This is a genomic window from Pseudomonas sp. BF-B-26, assembly GCF_019956495.1.
Taxonomy (GTDB): Bacteria; Pseudomonadota; Gammaproteobacteria; order Pseudomonadales; family Pseudomonadaceae; genus Aquipseudomonas.
The window spans coordinates 23,728-37,812 of the sequence record NZ_JAHBDP010000056.1; the positions used below are offsets into that span (position 1 = coordinate 23,728).

General features: G+C 56.0%; 15 protein-coding genes, 1 tRNA gene and 1 pseudogene. 7 read left to right on the top strand and 10 right to left on the bottom strand.

What is annotated here, in order from left to right:
• Positions 1 to 99 precede the first annotated feature (99 nt).
• Both KGB03_RS05875 and KGB03_RS05880 read right to left on the bottom strand, forming a co-directional pair.
• On the bottom strand, positions 100 to 639 hold the full coding sequence (locus KGB03_RS05875; protein ID WP_223526586.1) for an AidA/PixA family protein: 540 nt from the start codon (positions 637 to 639) through the stop codon (positions 100 to 102).
• A gap of 124 nt (positions 640 to 763) precedes the next feature.
• Positions 764 to 1,267, bottom strand: coding sequence for an inclusion body family protein (locus KGB03_RS05880; RefSeq protein WP_218536380.1), 504 nt, complete (start codon positions 1,265 to 1,267; stop codon positions 764 to 766).
• A 441-nt stretch (positions 1,268 to 1,708) separates the two neighbouring features.
• On the opposite strand from KGB03_RS05880, the gene KGB03_RS05885 reads away from it, so the two are divergent.
• A complete protein-coding gene (locus KGB03_RS05885; RefSeq protein WP_111450872.1) occupies positions 1,709 to 2,038 on the top strand; it encodes a YXWGXW repeat-containing protein in 330 nt (109 codons plus the stop codon).
• A gap of 104 nt (positions 2,039 to 2,142) precedes the next feature.
• Positions 2,143 to 2,913, top strand: a complete 771-nt coding sequence (gene tam, locus KGB03_RS05890) for a trans-aconitate 2-methyltransferase (RefSeq protein WP_223526560.1) — start codon at positions 2,143 to 2,145, stop codon at positions 2,911 to 2,913.
• 79 nt (positions 2,914 to 2,992) lie between these two features.
• Here the strand turns inward: tam and KGB03_RS05895 are convergent, their stop codons facing one another.
• Entirely contained in the window at positions 2,993 to 3,334 is a 342-nt protein-coding gene (locus KGB03_RS05895) for a hypothetical protein (protein WP_223526561.1), read from the bottom strand.
• A gap of 436 nt (positions 3,335 to 3,770) precedes the next feature.
• Here KGB03_RS05895 and KGB03_RS05900 point away from each other — a divergent pair, with 436 nt between their 5' ends.
• The 5 genes from KGB03_RS05900 to KGB03_RS05920 are packed head-to-tail and all read left to right on the top strand — an operon-like array spanning position 3,771 to position 8,802.
• Positions 3,771 to 5,237 (top strand): cytochrome c oxidase subunit II, encoded by a 1,467-nt coding sequence (locus tag KGB03_RS05900; RefSeq protein ID WP_192406586.1) that lies wholly within the window; start codon positions 3,771 to 3,773, stop codon positions 5,235 to 5,237.
• Between the two features lie 49 nt (positions 5,238 to 5,286).
• Positions 5,287 to 7,062 carry a cytochrome c oxidase subunit I gene (ctaD, locus tag KGB03_RS05905; protein WP_223526587.1) on the top strand — a complete coding sequence of 592 codons (1,776 nt, stop codon included), beginning with the start codon at positions 5,287 to 5,289 and terminating at the stop codon, positions 7,060 to 7,062.
• Complete coding sequence (locus KGB03_RS05910; protein WP_223526562.1) at positions 7,059 to 7,751, top strand: cytochrome c oxidase subunit 3; 693 nt, start codon at positions 7,059 to 7,061, stop codon at positions 7,749 to 7,751. The genes ctaD and KGB03_RS05910 overlap by 4 nt, the downstream gene beginning before the upstream one ends.
• Positions 7,752 to 7,757: 6 nt before the next feature.
• On the top strand, positions 7,758 to 8,471 hold the full coding sequence (locus KGB03_RS05915) for a heme-copper oxidase subunit III family protein (protein ID WP_111450864.1): 714 nt from the start codon (positions 7,758 to 7,760) through the stop codon (positions 8,469 to 8,471).
• 13 nt (positions 8,472 to 8,484) lie between these two features.
• Complete coding sequence (locus tag KGB03_RS05920; RefSeq protein ID WP_192406592.1) at positions 8,485 to 8,802, top strand: cytochrome C oxidase subunit IV family protein; 318 nt, start codon at positions 8,485 to 8,487, stop codon at positions 8,800 to 8,802.
• 32 nt (positions 8,803 to 8,834) lie between these two features.
• Here KGB03_RS05920 and KGB03_RS05925 read toward each other — a convergent pair whose 3' ends face one another.
• The 7 genes and pseudogenes from KGB03_RS05925 to atzF all read right to left on the bottom strand — a co-directional run bounded on the left by KGB03_RS05925 (position 8,835) and on the right by atzF (position 14,065).
• On the bottom strand, positions 8,835 to 9,395 hold the full coding sequence (locus KGB03_RS05925) for a magnesium transporter (protein ID WP_111450863.1): 561 nt from the start codon (positions 9,393 to 9,395) through the stop codon (positions 8,835 to 8,837).
• A 293-nt stretch (positions 9,396 to 9,688) separates the two neighbouring features.
• Positions 9,689 to 9,762 (bottom strand) — tRNA-Gly (locus KGB03_RS05930).
• Positions 9,763 to 9,941: 179 nt separating this feature from the next.
• Positions 9,942 to 10,826, bottom strand: a complete 885-nt coding sequence (locus KGB03_RS05935) for an alpha/beta fold hydrolase (protein ID WP_111450861.1) — start codon at positions 10,824 to 10,826, stop codon at positions 9,942 to 9,944.
• 312 nt (positions 10,827 to 11,138) lie between these two features.
• Complete coding sequence (locus tag KGB03_RS05940; protein ID WP_223526563.1) at positions 11,139 to 11,831, bottom strand: pseudouridine synthase; 693 nt, start codon at positions 11,829 to 11,831, stop codon at positions 11,139 to 11,141.
• Positions 11,832 to 11,887: 56 nt separating this feature from the next.
• Entirely contained in the window at positions 11,888 to 12,082 is a 195-nt protein-coding gene (locus KGB03_RS05945; protein WP_218536385.1) for a cysteine-rich CWC family protein, read from the bottom strand.
• Positions 12,083 to 12,088: 6 nt separating this feature from the next.
• A pseudogene (locus KGB03_RS05950) lies at positions 12,089 to 12,233 on the bottom strand (diguanylate cyclase domain-containing protein); the annotation flags it as partial.
• A gap of 59 nt (positions 12,234 to 12,292) precedes the next feature.
• A complete protein-coding gene (atzF, locus tag KGB03_RS05955; protein ID WP_223526564.1) occupies positions 12,293 to 14,065 on the bottom strand; it encodes an allophanate hydrolase in 1,773 nt (590 codons plus the stop codon).
• Positions 14,066 to 14,085: the final 20 nt, after the last annotated feature.

Consider the following 14,085-nt stretch of genomic DNA (forward strand, 5'->3'; position numbering starts at 1 on the left):
GCCTGATTTTCAGACAGCGACGGCGAGTTGGAAATTCTAATTACATTTGTGTGTTCAATAAAAAAACCGGCCCTTGAGGCCGGTTTTTCAGGAGTCCATTCACTCCACCAACTTAACGCTCACCGACCAGCTGAAGTATCCCAATGCCTCGCAACTTTTATTGATCAGCATGAATTTCAGTTCACACGCCGCCACCCCAGCCGCCAATTGCGTGCAATGCCAGTAATGATCATCGGCCGTGTGGCTGCCCGGTTGGGTCGGGCTTTCGGGGTTGGGGGCGGGGACTGTCAGGTTGGTGTGAACGACCAATTCAGGCGGTGAAAGTACCCCGGCATTACCTACTGACATCTCGTAGAACACCACGCTGTGTTCGGCGAGCAAGCTGACGGTCCTGCCACGGATATGGAAGTCCTTTCCGTTGCTGGCGAGAAAGGTCGCAAGGCTGTCATTTGTTGTACTTTGTGGTGTTTGGGTTCCGCTGATGACGAAGATGAAACCTTCTTCAATTCTGGTCGCGTTTTGCGGATCAAGACTGGGTTGCGGATAGCGTGAAAGCAGTGATTCGGCATCGACGATCAGCAGCACATTATTGGCTGGCGCGATACTCGTCGAGGGGGAGGCAATCGGTTCGGAAGTCATCATGGATTCCTTTCATGATGTTGATGCAAGACGGCAGCCGCATCGGCTCAAGCAGGACATCCCGTCCCGGCCCAGGCGGCAACGAACTCGGCAGGCCCCTCGTCGCCAAGGGGCCTGATCATCGTCAGTTTCGGATGGTAATGAACGGATCCCACGAGCAGCAGCCTACGATCTTGCAGTCGCGATCAACGATCAGGAAATGGAAGTGGTAGGTCACGCTACCGCACGAAAGTGTTTCCGAAGACCAGTAATGGTTGTCGACTTTCTGGCAGCTCGGCACCGACGGGTTGCTGGTGTTGGGAACGGCAACGCACGCTGTAGCCTTGCGGGGCGTGGGTGTTGAGATCAACTCGTTGCCGACATTGCCAATGAACTTGTAGAAAATTACTGCATTCTCGAAGTTCTGCGACAGGCTGGTTTCACGCCAGCGAATCAAGTCGCCTACCTGGGCTTTCAGGTTGAGTTCGCCACCGGCCTGGCCGCTGACGACATTGTTCTGGTTGGTCACCATGTACACATGATTGACGTCGATCAACGTCGGCGACGCAGGGTTTTTGCTGATGTTCGGGTAGTTTTTCAGAATGGTTTCAGTGTCGATTGAAACAAGTACATCCGTGACTCGAGACATAGTAAAGCTCCTTGTTCATAGTGAATGCCTGGCATCTTCCAGGCACAACAACGCTTGCTTGCCTTACGGCCGTTGCGAATACACTACGGGCGGAACCCACCTGTCACGGGCATGAGCTGGCCTTGCTCCTTGCGTGCAAACTAACGGGTTCGGGTTCCTTCCGACGGGCCGCGATAGGACTATAGGTGCCGTTTTCAGACTGTCAAAATTGCTTGCCTGTCAGTTCGACGAACGGTCGATTTAGTTATGATTTCAGAAGATTTGGCGATAAAGAACGCTCATTTAAATTCTCGTTGTTATGTCGGTGCCAAGTCATCCAGGTTCAGGTAATAGACAGATACGACCTGCTACAAGATCAATTAGCCAGGCAGGAGCGTGGCTGGGGAAGGGGGGGATTTTTGCTGATGCACTCAATGCGGCGGTCAAGCCTGAGGAGGCAGCATGTGGTTACGTTATATGGCGTTATTGGCGGTGATGTTCGCAGCGTCCGGCTGTGTGCAGGAGCGGGTCGTTCATGAGCGGCGTCCGGTTCAGCATGAGTACGTTGAAGTCATTGCACCGCAGCCGCCACCGGAACGGGTAATCGAAGTAGAGCCTATGGCACGTCCGGGGTACGTCTGGTCCCGAGGATACTGGCGTTGGGAAGGTGGGCGTTATGTCGCTGTTCATGGCCACTGGGTGCCGGAACGACCGGGTTATCGTTATGTGCATCCCCACTGGGAGCAGCGTAATAATGGCTGGTATTGGCAACGAGGAGGTTGGGTTAACTGACCGCTTTCGCCATAGGTCGGATTGGGCAGAGCGCATCGGTCGAGGTATCGTAGCGAACCGGTTTTCCGCCTCTTGCTACAACAACGCACCGACAGGAGAACGCAATGAGTTGGTCCGCCAAACAATACGTCGCTTTTGAAGATGAACGCACACGTCCCGCCCGTGACTTGCTGGCCGCAATCCCTGCTGTGGACGCGCGCTCGGCAATTGACATCGGTTGCGGCCCCGGTAATTCGACCGAGTTGCTGGTTGAGCGCTTCGCCAATGCCACGGTGCGTGGCCTGGACAGTTCGACCGATATGATCGACGCCGCCCGCAAGCGCTTGCCGCAGGTGCAATTCGATACGGCTGATATTGATACCTGGAACGAAAACGGCCCGTTCGATGTGATTTTCGCCAACGCGGTGTTGCAGTGGCTACCGGATCACGCGAAGTTGCTGCCGGCACTGGCGAGCAAGCTGACCCCCGGTGGCAGCCTGGCGATCCAGATGCCGGACAATCTCAATGAGCCTTCGCATCGCTTGATGCGCGAAGTTGCAGCCGATGGTCCATGGGTTGGCAAACTGGCGGACGCCGCCGGGCAGCGGACGGAAATGGCAGATGCCAGTGGTTATTACTCGATGCTGCGAGCCCACTGTTCCCGTGTCGATGTGTGGCGCACGACGTACCATCATCCACTTGCTGGCGGCGCGTCTGGTGTGGTCGAGTGGTTCAAGGGCAGCGGATTGCGGCCATTTCTTGATCCGCTGGATGAGGCGGAGCGGGCGCAGTATCTCAAGCAGTATCAGGCGGCAATCGAGCTGGCCTATCCGCCGTTGGCCGATGGTTCAGTGCTGCTGCCGTTCCCACGGTTGTTTATCGTTGCGACGCGCTGATGCATTAATGAAAAAGGGACAGATTCTGCTCTTTTCGTCTGTCCCTTTTGCGTACCAATGGCCGAGCATCCCGTCGTAGCTAGGCGTCAATCAGCTGATCAATCAAAACCGCGTTGCTATAGATCAAGCTTCCATCACTCGCTCGATGCCCGACCAAATGGAACTGACCGCGCTCGTTGTGTATATAGACGCGCATTTGGCAGTCGGACAAAGGGCCGTATCCCTCTGGCAATTTCAACTCCAGCGTGTCCATGTCGACATCGACCATGGCTTCACGCTCATGGGTCTTCTGCAGGCGTTCTTCAGCGTCCTCCAGACCCTTATGGAGGGAGCCATCGACGTAAAAATGGATTTCACCCATCGGGGTCGACTTTTGTTGTCCGTTGACTTTGCACCAGCCTTCGATCGTCAAGGCACTCATGGCGAAATCTCCGTTGTGGACGGCTGGACTCTATAGCTCTGGCCGTCACTTGTCTGACCGCTATAGGCAAGGACTTTTGCGGGCGCTTTTAGCCGATCTTTGCCTTCCGTAATCAGACCTAATTATAGCTGGCAACCGGGCTTCGCTTACTCGACGTGGCGACCAGGCGAGAGGTGTTACTTAATAGTTACAGTTATATATAGCGAATCGGTTTCAAGTGATCAAGTTGACGCAGAAGTTGGAATATCCAGAGCGCCAATGGTTTTCACGATAAGCGCTGGTTCTGGCCATGAACTATACTTCCTGCGGACTTTGCCACAAAGATAGTGGTATTTGTCTAGCCTGTTTTGGCGTCAGATTAGTATTGATTTGACGGTGTTGTTCTGTGGCGATGTTTAGGCATACCGATGAGTAACAGGAATAGGATGAAGGCAAAATGGCAATGGCAATTATTCTTGTACTAATCGTTATTGCGTCCGTGCTGTTCCATTTATTAGCGCCTTGGCATGCGGCACCGCCAGCCTCCAACTGGGGGTCAATAGACACCACCCTGTTCATCACCCTGATCATCAGCGGAATATTTTTCATCGCCGTCACTCTTTTCATGGCGGTGGCCTTGATACGTTTCCGTCACAAGAAAGGCGGCAGGGCTGCCTACCAGCCAGAAAATAAAAAGTTGGAAACATGGTTGATTATCGTGACCTCGATAGGTATTGCCGCGATGTTGGCGCCAGGCCTGGTTGTTTATGATGATTTCATCCGGGTGCCAAAAAATGCTTATGAGCTCGAAGTGGTCGCCCAGCAGTGGCAATGGGCTTTTCGTTTTCCGGGTCAGGATGGGAAGCTGGGAAAGTCAGACATCAAGTTTGTTGACTCGGTCAATCCTCTCGGCCTTGATCCCAAGGATTCTGCCGGGCAGGACGATGTACTAATAAGAAGCAATGAAGTTCACCTTCCGCTCGATCAGCCGGTGAAAGTCTTATTGCGTTCCAAAGATGTACTGCATGATTTCTATATACCGCAGATTCGCAGCAAGATGGACATGGTGCCTGGGATGGTGTCGTACTTTTGGTTTACACCGACGGTAATCGGGAAGTATGAAATACTGTGTGCCGAGTATTGTGGTGTCGGTCATTACAACATGCGCGGCTATATGATCGTAGAAGACCGGACCGCCTTCGAACAATGGCTTAACAGTCAACCGACTTTTGCGCAGACATTAACGACAGCTGCCAAACCCAGTCGGGACAGCGTGCTGGAAAAAGGTCGCCAGTTGGTCGAAAAATACGGCTGCGTTGCCTGCCATAGCCAGGATGGAACTGCCAGTCTCGGCCCGGGATGGAAGGGGCTGTACGGCCGCACTGAACAGCTTGCCGATGGCACCAGCGTGCTCGTCGATGAGGCCTATGTGAAAGAGTCGATCCTCGATCCGAAGGCTCGATTGGTACAGGGTTATCCGCCGGTCATGGTGGCCTATACTCTCACTGAAGATGAACTGGGTGCTGTCGTCGCCCTGATCAAATCACTGGGTGTCGCGCAGCAAGAACCTTCTACCGGCGAAAAACTGGACGGAGGTGACGACTTGGCGACGCAGGGCCAGCGGCTGGCCCAGTCGCTCGGCTGTCTGGCCTGCCACAGTGTCGATGGCAGCAAGGGCGTCGGCCCCAGCTGGCAGGGCCTGTATAACGAGCCCGTAACCCTTGCCGACGGTTCGACGATAAAGGCCGATGAGGGCTATATAAAAGATTCGGTGCTTAATCCCGGTGCCAAAATCGTCAAGGGCTACGCAGCCATCATGCCGGCCTTTACCCCGAGTGATCAGGAGTTGAACGCACTGATCGCTTTTATCAAATCCAAAGCGAAAGCCGACGCTGATACGAGCAAGGCGGAGCCAGGGAAGTAACCGTAAAGCAGCCAGGAATGCACCGAAACTTCGACAGGAGGATGACGTGATGGCCTATGCGGAGCAAGCCGAAACAGAAGCACTACACGAGCCCAAAAGCTTCCTGACCAAATATATCTGGAGTCAGGATCACAAGGTCATCGCCATTCAATATTCCTTGACGGCTATATTCGTGGGCGTTATCGCCGTGGTGTTGTCCGACTTGATGCGCATACAGATTGGCTTCCCCGGCACTTTGGCGTTCATGGACGCCAGTGCTTACTATCAGGCGATGACCATGCACGGCATGATCATGGTCATTTACTTGCTGACGGCCTTGTTTCTGGGTGGCTTCGGTAACTATCTGATCCCGCTGATGGTGGGCGCCCGCGACATGGTCTTCCCCTATGTCAACATGCTGAGTTACTGGTTCTACCTGCTGGCGGTAGTGGTGTTGCTCAGCAGTTTTTTCGTCCCCGGCGGCCCCACGGGTGCCGGCTGGACGCTCTATCCGCCACAGTCCATCGCTCAGGGAACACCGGGCGTCGAGTGGGGCATTGTCCTGATGCTCGTCTCACTGGCGATTTTTATTGTCGCAGCCACCATGGGCGGGTTGAACTACGTCACCACGGTGTTGCAGGCGCGCACGCACGGCATGACTTTGTTTCGCATGCCGCTCTCCGTATGGGGCATCTTCATGGCCTCGATCATGGCTTTGCTGGCCTTCCCGGCGTTGTTCGTCAGTGCGGTCATGATGCTGTTTGACAAGCTGTTGGGCACCAGCTTCTTTATGCCGGCAATGATCTCGCTGGGGCAGCAGCTCGATCACCAGGGTGGCAGCCCCATATTATTCCAGCACCTGTTCTGGTTCTTCGGCCACCCGGAGGTCTACATCGTTGCGCTCCCTGCGTTTGGTCTGGTCTCCGACTTGATCAGCACCCATGCGCGTAAAAATATCTTCGGCTACCGAATGATGGTGTGGGCCATTATTGCGATTGGCGTACTCAGCTTTGTGGTCTGGGCACACCATATGTATGTCAGCGGAATGAACCCGTACTTTGGCTTTTTCTTCGCGACCACCACCCTGATCATCGCGGTGCCGACCGCACTGAAAGTCTACAACTGGGTGCTGACCCTGTGGCGCGGCGACATCCATCTGACCGTGCCGATGCTGTTTGCCCTGGCCTTTATCGTCACCTTTCTGGTCGGCGGTCTGACCGGGTTGTTTCTCGGCAATGTGATCGTGGATATACCGCTCTCGGACACCTATTTCGTCGTCGCCCATTTTCATATGGTCATGGGGGTCGCACCGGTACTGGTGGTGTTCGGCGGTATTTATCACTGGTTCCCGAAAGTCACCGGGCGCATGTGGAACGACACCCTGGGCAAGTTGCATTTCTGGATTACCTTTCTGGGCACCTACGCCATTTTCTTCCCCATGCACTACCTGGGTTTTCAGGGGATGCCACGCCGCTACTACGCCTATGACAACTACGCGTTCATCCCGCAGTCGGCGCATGAGTTGAATGCCTTCATTACGGTGATCGCATTGGCCGTTGGCGTTTCCCAGTTGTTGTTCCTGTTCAACCTGGCCTGGAGTGCATTCAAGGGCAGGCCCGCAGGCAGTAATCCCTGGGGCGCGGCCAGTCTGGAATGGCAAACGCCGAACACCCCGCCGATACACGGTAACTGGGGAGAGAAGCTGCCGGTCGTTCATCGCTGGGCCTATGACTACAGTGTGCCGGGGATAGAACAGGATTTCGTTCCGCAGACAGTCTCTGCCGAGGAGTTGGAGCAGATGCGGCAACTGAGTGCCGGAACCAAGATAGCGGACGTTAGAACATGAGCAGGTTGCTATTGAGAAACGCCGACGGCGCAGACCCCGGCGGCAGCTGGAATCGTGATCCGCAGGGTATTCAGGCCGGCGAAGGTGCCGATCGAAACCAAATCGCAAGAACAGGCCTGCGCTTATTTCTGGCCGTGGTGAGTTCGTTATTCTTTCTCTTCTTGCTCGCCTTTATCGCCCGTTCACAAATGACCGACTGGCTCCCCCTGACAGAGCCCATGGCGCCGTTAGCCAATCTAAGGCAGTTATGGCTGAATTCGGCTTTTCTGGTAGTCAGTTGCGTCGCACTGCAGTGGTCGCGTATTGCCGCCCGACGGGCGCGACTGGGTGCCGCTGTGATTGGTTTTGCATTGGCGGGCGTATTCGCCATTGCTTTTCTGGCGGGGCAGCTCTTGGTCTGGCAGCAGTTTGTCGCCTGGGGTTACTTTCTCGCCAGCAATCCGGCCAACAGCTTCTTCTACCTGTTGACTGGCCTGCATGCGCTCCACCTGCTGGGCGGGTTGATAGCCTGGGGCATCATCGTTGCTAAATACCTGCAGCGCGTGCCGTTGCCGCAACTCAGCGCCAGCGTAGAGCTGTGTGCCATCTATTGGCATTACTTACTGGGTCTTTGGTTCGTGCTATTCGCTTTGCTGGCCAGCACGCCGCAAACCTATGAAGCGATCGCCAGATTCTGCGGCCTGAGGTGAAAAGCCATGGCATTGCACCCACTTGCCCCAGGCGAGTCCAGTTCATCCAATCCACCTAGCTTGCCGCCTGCTGCAGGATGGCAGGGCATCGCCAGCGACTGGTCCTCGGATAAGGAGGCCTTCAGGCAGGTGCCTTGGGGCAAGGCGATGATGTGGATATTCCTGCTCAGCGATACGTTCATATTCACCTGTTTTTTAACCGGCTACATGTCGGTACGCATGACCATCACCAGCGCCTGGCCGAACCCCAGTGAAGTGTTCGCATTGACGATCGGCGGCAGAGAAATCCCGCTAATTCTGATCGCCATCATGACCTTTGTGCTGATCAGCAGCAGCGGCACCATGGCCATGGCAGTCAATTTCGCCTATCGCCGTGATCGGGCGAAAACCACGGCCCTGATGCTGGCGACCGCTGCCTTGGGTGTGACCTTCGTCGGCATGCAGGCATTCGAATGGAGCAAGCTCATCGCGGAAGGCGTGCGTCCCTGGGGGAACCCTATGGGGGCGGCGCAGTTTGGCGCCAGTTTTTTCATGATTACCGGTTTTCACGGACTGCATGTGTCAATCGGCGCCATCTATCTCAGCATTGTGGCGTTGAAAGTACTGCGGGGAGATTATGAGCGCTCCGGAAACTATCAGAACGTCGAGATAGCCGGGCTTTACTGGCACTTCGTGGATTTGGTGTGGGTGTTTATTTTTGCTTTCTTCTATTTATGGTAGAGGAGCACGGGTGATGGCACATGCTCAGGGTCAGCAACATCCAATCAGCTTGTACCTTAAAATCTGGGGGCTGTTATTCGTCCTCAGCACGATGTCGTACCTTGTCGACTATTTCCACTTTCATGGTTACCTTCGGTGGTCCCTGATTATCACTTTCATGTTGTTGAAGGCAGGTTTAATTGTCTCCATCTTCATGCATATGGCCTGGGAACGGTTGGCCATGGTCTACGCCATACTGGTGCCACCGTTGTGTTTGCTGGTGCTCGTCGGACTGATGGCCACCGAGGCGGACTATGTATTCCTCAGCCGGGTTATTTCCTTCGGCCAATAAGCAGCTTCCGGATGGCCATCAGTCTCCAGGGGCTAACCCGATATCACTCGCTTGAACTGATGCCATTTGTGCTGCCAGGCTACAGTCCAATGGGGGGCGGCCGTTCCCGTGCCGGCAATCTCCAGCGCTGGGTGATGTTCGATAACCCCGTCCAACACCGATTCCTGAGCCGGCTCGACATCTACGAAGAAAATATGTTTTCCCTCTTCTACCACCTGTTTAAAACTGCGGAAGTGAGCGTTTGGCACCTGAATACCAAAAAAACCGCCTTCCCAGATGCAGAAGCCACATACAACAATGGCAAGAAAGATAAACGGCATCCAGCCTGCGGCGGATTCGGTCCAGCCCAGCCAATAGGCGCCGCCAAGAACCAGCGCCGCGAGTGGCACACCGATCACTGCACCAATTTCGCCAGAGTGGACAACATCCTGTTCCATTAACGAGTTGATTTCGTGAAGGTGATGTTGTTCAACATCGGCAACGTGTTGACTGAGCACATGAATTTGTTCGGAATTGATGCCGCTGGCTTCCAGCTCATTTTCAACGGCTTCAAGATCATCGAGATTGTTGCTGATGTAATAGTGTCGATTCATGCCACACCTCCCATCTCGTGCTTGCTGTAGACCTCCTTTGTCTTGTAGCTGCCAGTCGAGATTTGCAGTCGGTATCAGTACCCGTGGGCAACGCTTTACGCTTCATTCAAAGCATAAAAAAGTATAGCACTGCATATCATTCAGGCATGGGGGCGGGAAGCATGCGGTCTGATGCCCCCGGCAGGTTCTCCGACACCTCAATCCTGGGCATAAAAAAACCGGTCACAACGGACCGGTTTTTGTGTTCCTGCATCTCCCGTCAAAATCATCCTGACGTGAGACCAAAATTCGATTGGAGCGGGTGAAGGGAATCGAACCCTCGTTATCAGCTTGGGAAGCTGGAGTAATGCCATTATACGACACCCGCTCAGAGCGGTGACTTTGTACCAGATGTGGGCGTGGAAATGAAGTTTTTCTTTGTGGGGGACGGCTTTAGCACAATTGAAACAAAGCGGAGACCGTATGACGGTCTATCGCGGGCAAGCCTTGCTCCTACAGGAATGCATTCAACACCGTAGGGCTAAGCTTGCTCGCGATGACGCTGTTTCAGATGGCCAATGCATGTTGGTCCTGGACGTAGTGATAACGCGGTCGACTTTCGTGTTGCGAAGGTTTCAGGAAGCTCAGCAATGCGTTGCGGCTATCTCGGCAAGCAGCTTTGTGTTCCATGTCGAGAAAGTGGCCGGTGGCCTGCAGGGTGGTGAACGTAGCGTGTTGCACATGGTTGGCGAACAGTTGAGCGCCGTCGGCAGCGGTGTACTCGTCCCATTCGCCGTTCATGAACAGCACCGGTACGTTAACTTTCTCTGCGGCTTTGAAGAAGCACTGGCGATCACTGTGCAGCAGATCGCTGATGTGGAAGTGCATCTGCCCGTATTCATGCTCGGCCAGGGAACTGACGTGCCGATAATTGAAGCGCTTGAACAGGGTCGGCAGGTGTTTGCCGATGGTGCTGTTCACCAGGTTGCCGACCCGGTCACCGTCCCGGCTACCGAGGTAATCGATGCCGCGCTCGAGGTAGTCGAGCATGTGCGCGTTGATCTCCGGAGAGAACGAGCTGATCACGGCTTTTTCGATGCGTCGTGGCTGGTGGGCCAGGGCGACCAGGGTCGCGGCGCCACCCCAGGAAAACGACAGCACGTGTTCGGCGGCGAAGTGGTCGATCAGCTCCAGGAGGATCTGCCCTTCGATTTCCTTGGTCAGCAATTTCTCGTGCAGGTTGTGGGCTTTCGACTTGCCCGCGTAGGGCTGGTCGTAGCAAACCACATTGAACTGCGGATGAAGGTTTTTCACGGTCTGTGCAAACGACGCAGTCGTGGCCATCGAGCCGTTGACCAAAATAATGGTCTTCTCTGCGGCGTCTGCGCGATAGAACTCCGTGTAAACCCGATACTGACCCTGTATATCCAGCACAGCGATTTCTGGCCTCATGTCATAAGACTCCAAGCAAGCGGGTATGCGCGCAAATGAGATTGCACGAGCTTTGTGACAGGTAGGCATACGCCTGGAATTTTTGAGCCCATGTCGATCCAGTGCAGTCCGGTCGACGGGTATTGTTATTGGCGGGCAGTCTGCCGGGGGAAAGCGGAACCTGAGGGTTCTCTACCGGCAAAAAGTTTCTTAGAAGTATGTTGTGACTCGTCGGTCACATTTCGGCCGACGTCCTGATTCAAGCAGGGGTCACGTCATCGCGCAAGTATCTTTGGAAAATTGTTCGACAACTTCTGCTGAGCGGTCGTCTGCTTAGATCAATTGAATCTCTTCGGTGCGTAATGCGCGGTACTCGCCCGGTTTCAGGGCACTGTCGAGCACCAGCGGGCCCATTCTTTCGCGGTGCAGGCGCAGCACCTTGTTGTCGAAATGGCCGAACATCCGCTTCACCTGATGATAACGGCCTTCGATGATGCTCAGGCGCGCCGATTTTGGCCCGAGCAAGACCAGTTCGGCAGGCTGGGTTGTAAGGTCTTCGAAGGCGAAGTACAGGCCTTCGGTGAATTTCAATGCGTATTGCGGGCCAATCTCTTGCTCGGTCTCGACGTAGTAGACCTTGGGCAGTTTGGTCTGCGGTTGGGTCAGGCGTCGCGACCAGCTGCCGTCGTTGGTGATCAGCATCAGGCCGGTGGTGTTGAAATCCAGGCGGCCGGCGATATGCAGGTCCTCCTTGTCCGGCTCATGGATCAGGTCGAGCACGGTCGGGTGTTGCGGATCGCGGGTGGCACTGACGCAACCAGGCGGTTTGTGCAGCATGAAATAGCGTGCAGGCTTGCCGACTTGCAGGACCTCGTCGTTGACCTCGACGCGGCTGAACTCGAGTACCTCGGTGTGCGGGTCGCTGACGATTTTTCCGTCGATGCTGACGCGCTTTTCCACCAGCAACAGACGCACCTGCTTACGGTTGAAGCGCGGCAGGTTGCTGAGGAAACGGTCAATGCGCATGACGAGGGATCGGTAGGAAAGGGGCGCGTATCTTACGTGATCGATTGTGCGGTTGCTTACAGCTGCGCCTCGACTTGCGCACAGCGTGGGCACAAACAGGATTTGTCGCGCAGTTCGGGCGGCAGTGCTTCGAGCACCGCCGGATCGATGCTGACGCCATAGCACCAGCAGGCCCGATCGGCGGTTCGCGGGTCGGCCAGGGCGCAGTCGTTGGAGGCGCCGCAGGCCGGGCAGAAATCTGGCTTATTCATGTAGGGTTATTCATAACTGGAGTGAGGCATTTCCACACAGGTGCGGTTACGGCCGGCTTGTTTGGCCCGGTACATCGCATGATCAGCCCTCGAGAGCAGCCTGTGCAAGGTGTCATCGGTCTGCAGGGAGCAGGCCGATGCTCACGATCAGCGGGCAGGCATTCTAAAGGCACTGGCGGGAAATAACTGCTCGATGTGCAGGGCGAACGATCATTGAGCAAGGTAACGCCGCCACCCACCCAAGTGACTGATATCCACCGCTCCCTCCAACCCATACGCCTCACAAATAAATCCACTCTCCCAGCGCCCATCGGCCAATTGCACCTTGCCCAACCCCAACGGTGCCGGGATCCCGGTCAAAAACGAGCCCAGCTCACGGCTCGGCAATTCCCAAACCTCCACCGCAATCGCCACCCCCCCGTCCTTCACGCGAACCATCCCGGGCCGAAACGGCGGGCCGCCGGCCAGGGCATACAGTTGATAGTCCGGCGAGCTGAACGTCGTCTCGACCAGTCGAGCTCCGCGCTGCTTCAATTGCCAATTCAGCGCCAGCCCATCCAGATGCGCACCACACACCACCAATCGCGCCCGGTCGTGACGTGCGACAGACGACGGAACCGGTGTCGCCAAACCTAGCTGGCGCTGCAACGCATCCGCTACACCCAACAAATACTGATCAGTAAACGCCCGCCCGAACAACGTCACGCCCCACGGCAAACCATTGCCCATGAAACCGCTGGGCACGGCGACGGCGGCGTAATCGAGCAGGTTCATGAAGTTGGTGTAGTAGCCCAGTTCCGAATTGCGCAGCACTGGCTCGGCGTCCAGTTCCGCCAGTGTGACGGGGCGGCCAATGGTGGGGGTGAGCACGCAGTCGAGGCCTTCCAGCGCCTGGTCGCACAGGGCTTTCAGCGCTTGCAGCCGGTACTGGGCGCGGAAGGTTTGCACGCCGTTCACCGCTGGCGCCTTGGCCAGCACCGCGCGAATCACCGGCAGTACAGCTTCAGGATTTTGCTCCATCAGTTCGCCGGCGACGCTGTAGCGCTCAGCCACCCACGGGCCTTCATAGAGTAAACGCGCCGCTTCAAGGAACGGCGACAAATCCAGTTCCACGGCTTCACCGCCCAAGGCATTGAGCTGGTCGATGGCGTCACCGAATAACAACGGGCCTTCAGGGCAGCCGAAGAATTCCAGATCCTGAGCACGCGGCACACCAAAGCGGAAGGGCCGAGGCGCACCAAACGCCGAGCCGTCATTCCACAACGGATTACTGCGGCTGTATTCATCGCGGGGATCAAGGTGCGCAGTGAGCGCGAGCAACTGGCTGGCTTCCCGAGCCGTCGCGGTGAACGTGGTCACACAATCGAGGGTGCGGCAGGCCGGAACCACACCGGCCGTGGAGATCAACCCTTTGGTGGCTTTCAACCCGACCAGATTGTTCAGCGCCGCCGGCACACGCCCGGAGCCTGCGGTATCCGTGCCCAGGGAAAAACTCGCCACGCCGAGTGCCACCGCCAGTGAAGAGCCGGCGCTGGAACCGCCCGACGGATACTCCGACAACACGCTGTTCGGGCACGCGCCATACGGCGAGCGACTGCCGTTAAGCCCGGTGGCGAATTGATCAAGATTGGTCTTGCCCAACGGAATCGCCCCCAGTGCCAGCAACTGCTCGACGATGGTCGCCGAACGCTGCGGCACATAAGCAAATGCAGGGCACGCCGCGGTCGTCGGAATGCCCGCCAGATCAATGTTGTCCTTGATCGCGAACGGCACGCCAAACAGCGGCAAGCTGTCGAGGTCGCGAACGTCGAGTGCGGCGAGGTACGGTTCCAGTTCTTCAACACTGAGCAAGTGGATGAACAGGTGATAGTCCGGGTTCAACGCCGCGGCCTTATCGCGCAGGCTCAGTAGCAGTTCACGGGGCGTGATGTTGCCGATGCGATAAGCGCTGCGCAGGGCGTCGAGTTGCAGATTGATGTTCATCGCGTTAGTCCTTTTCATAA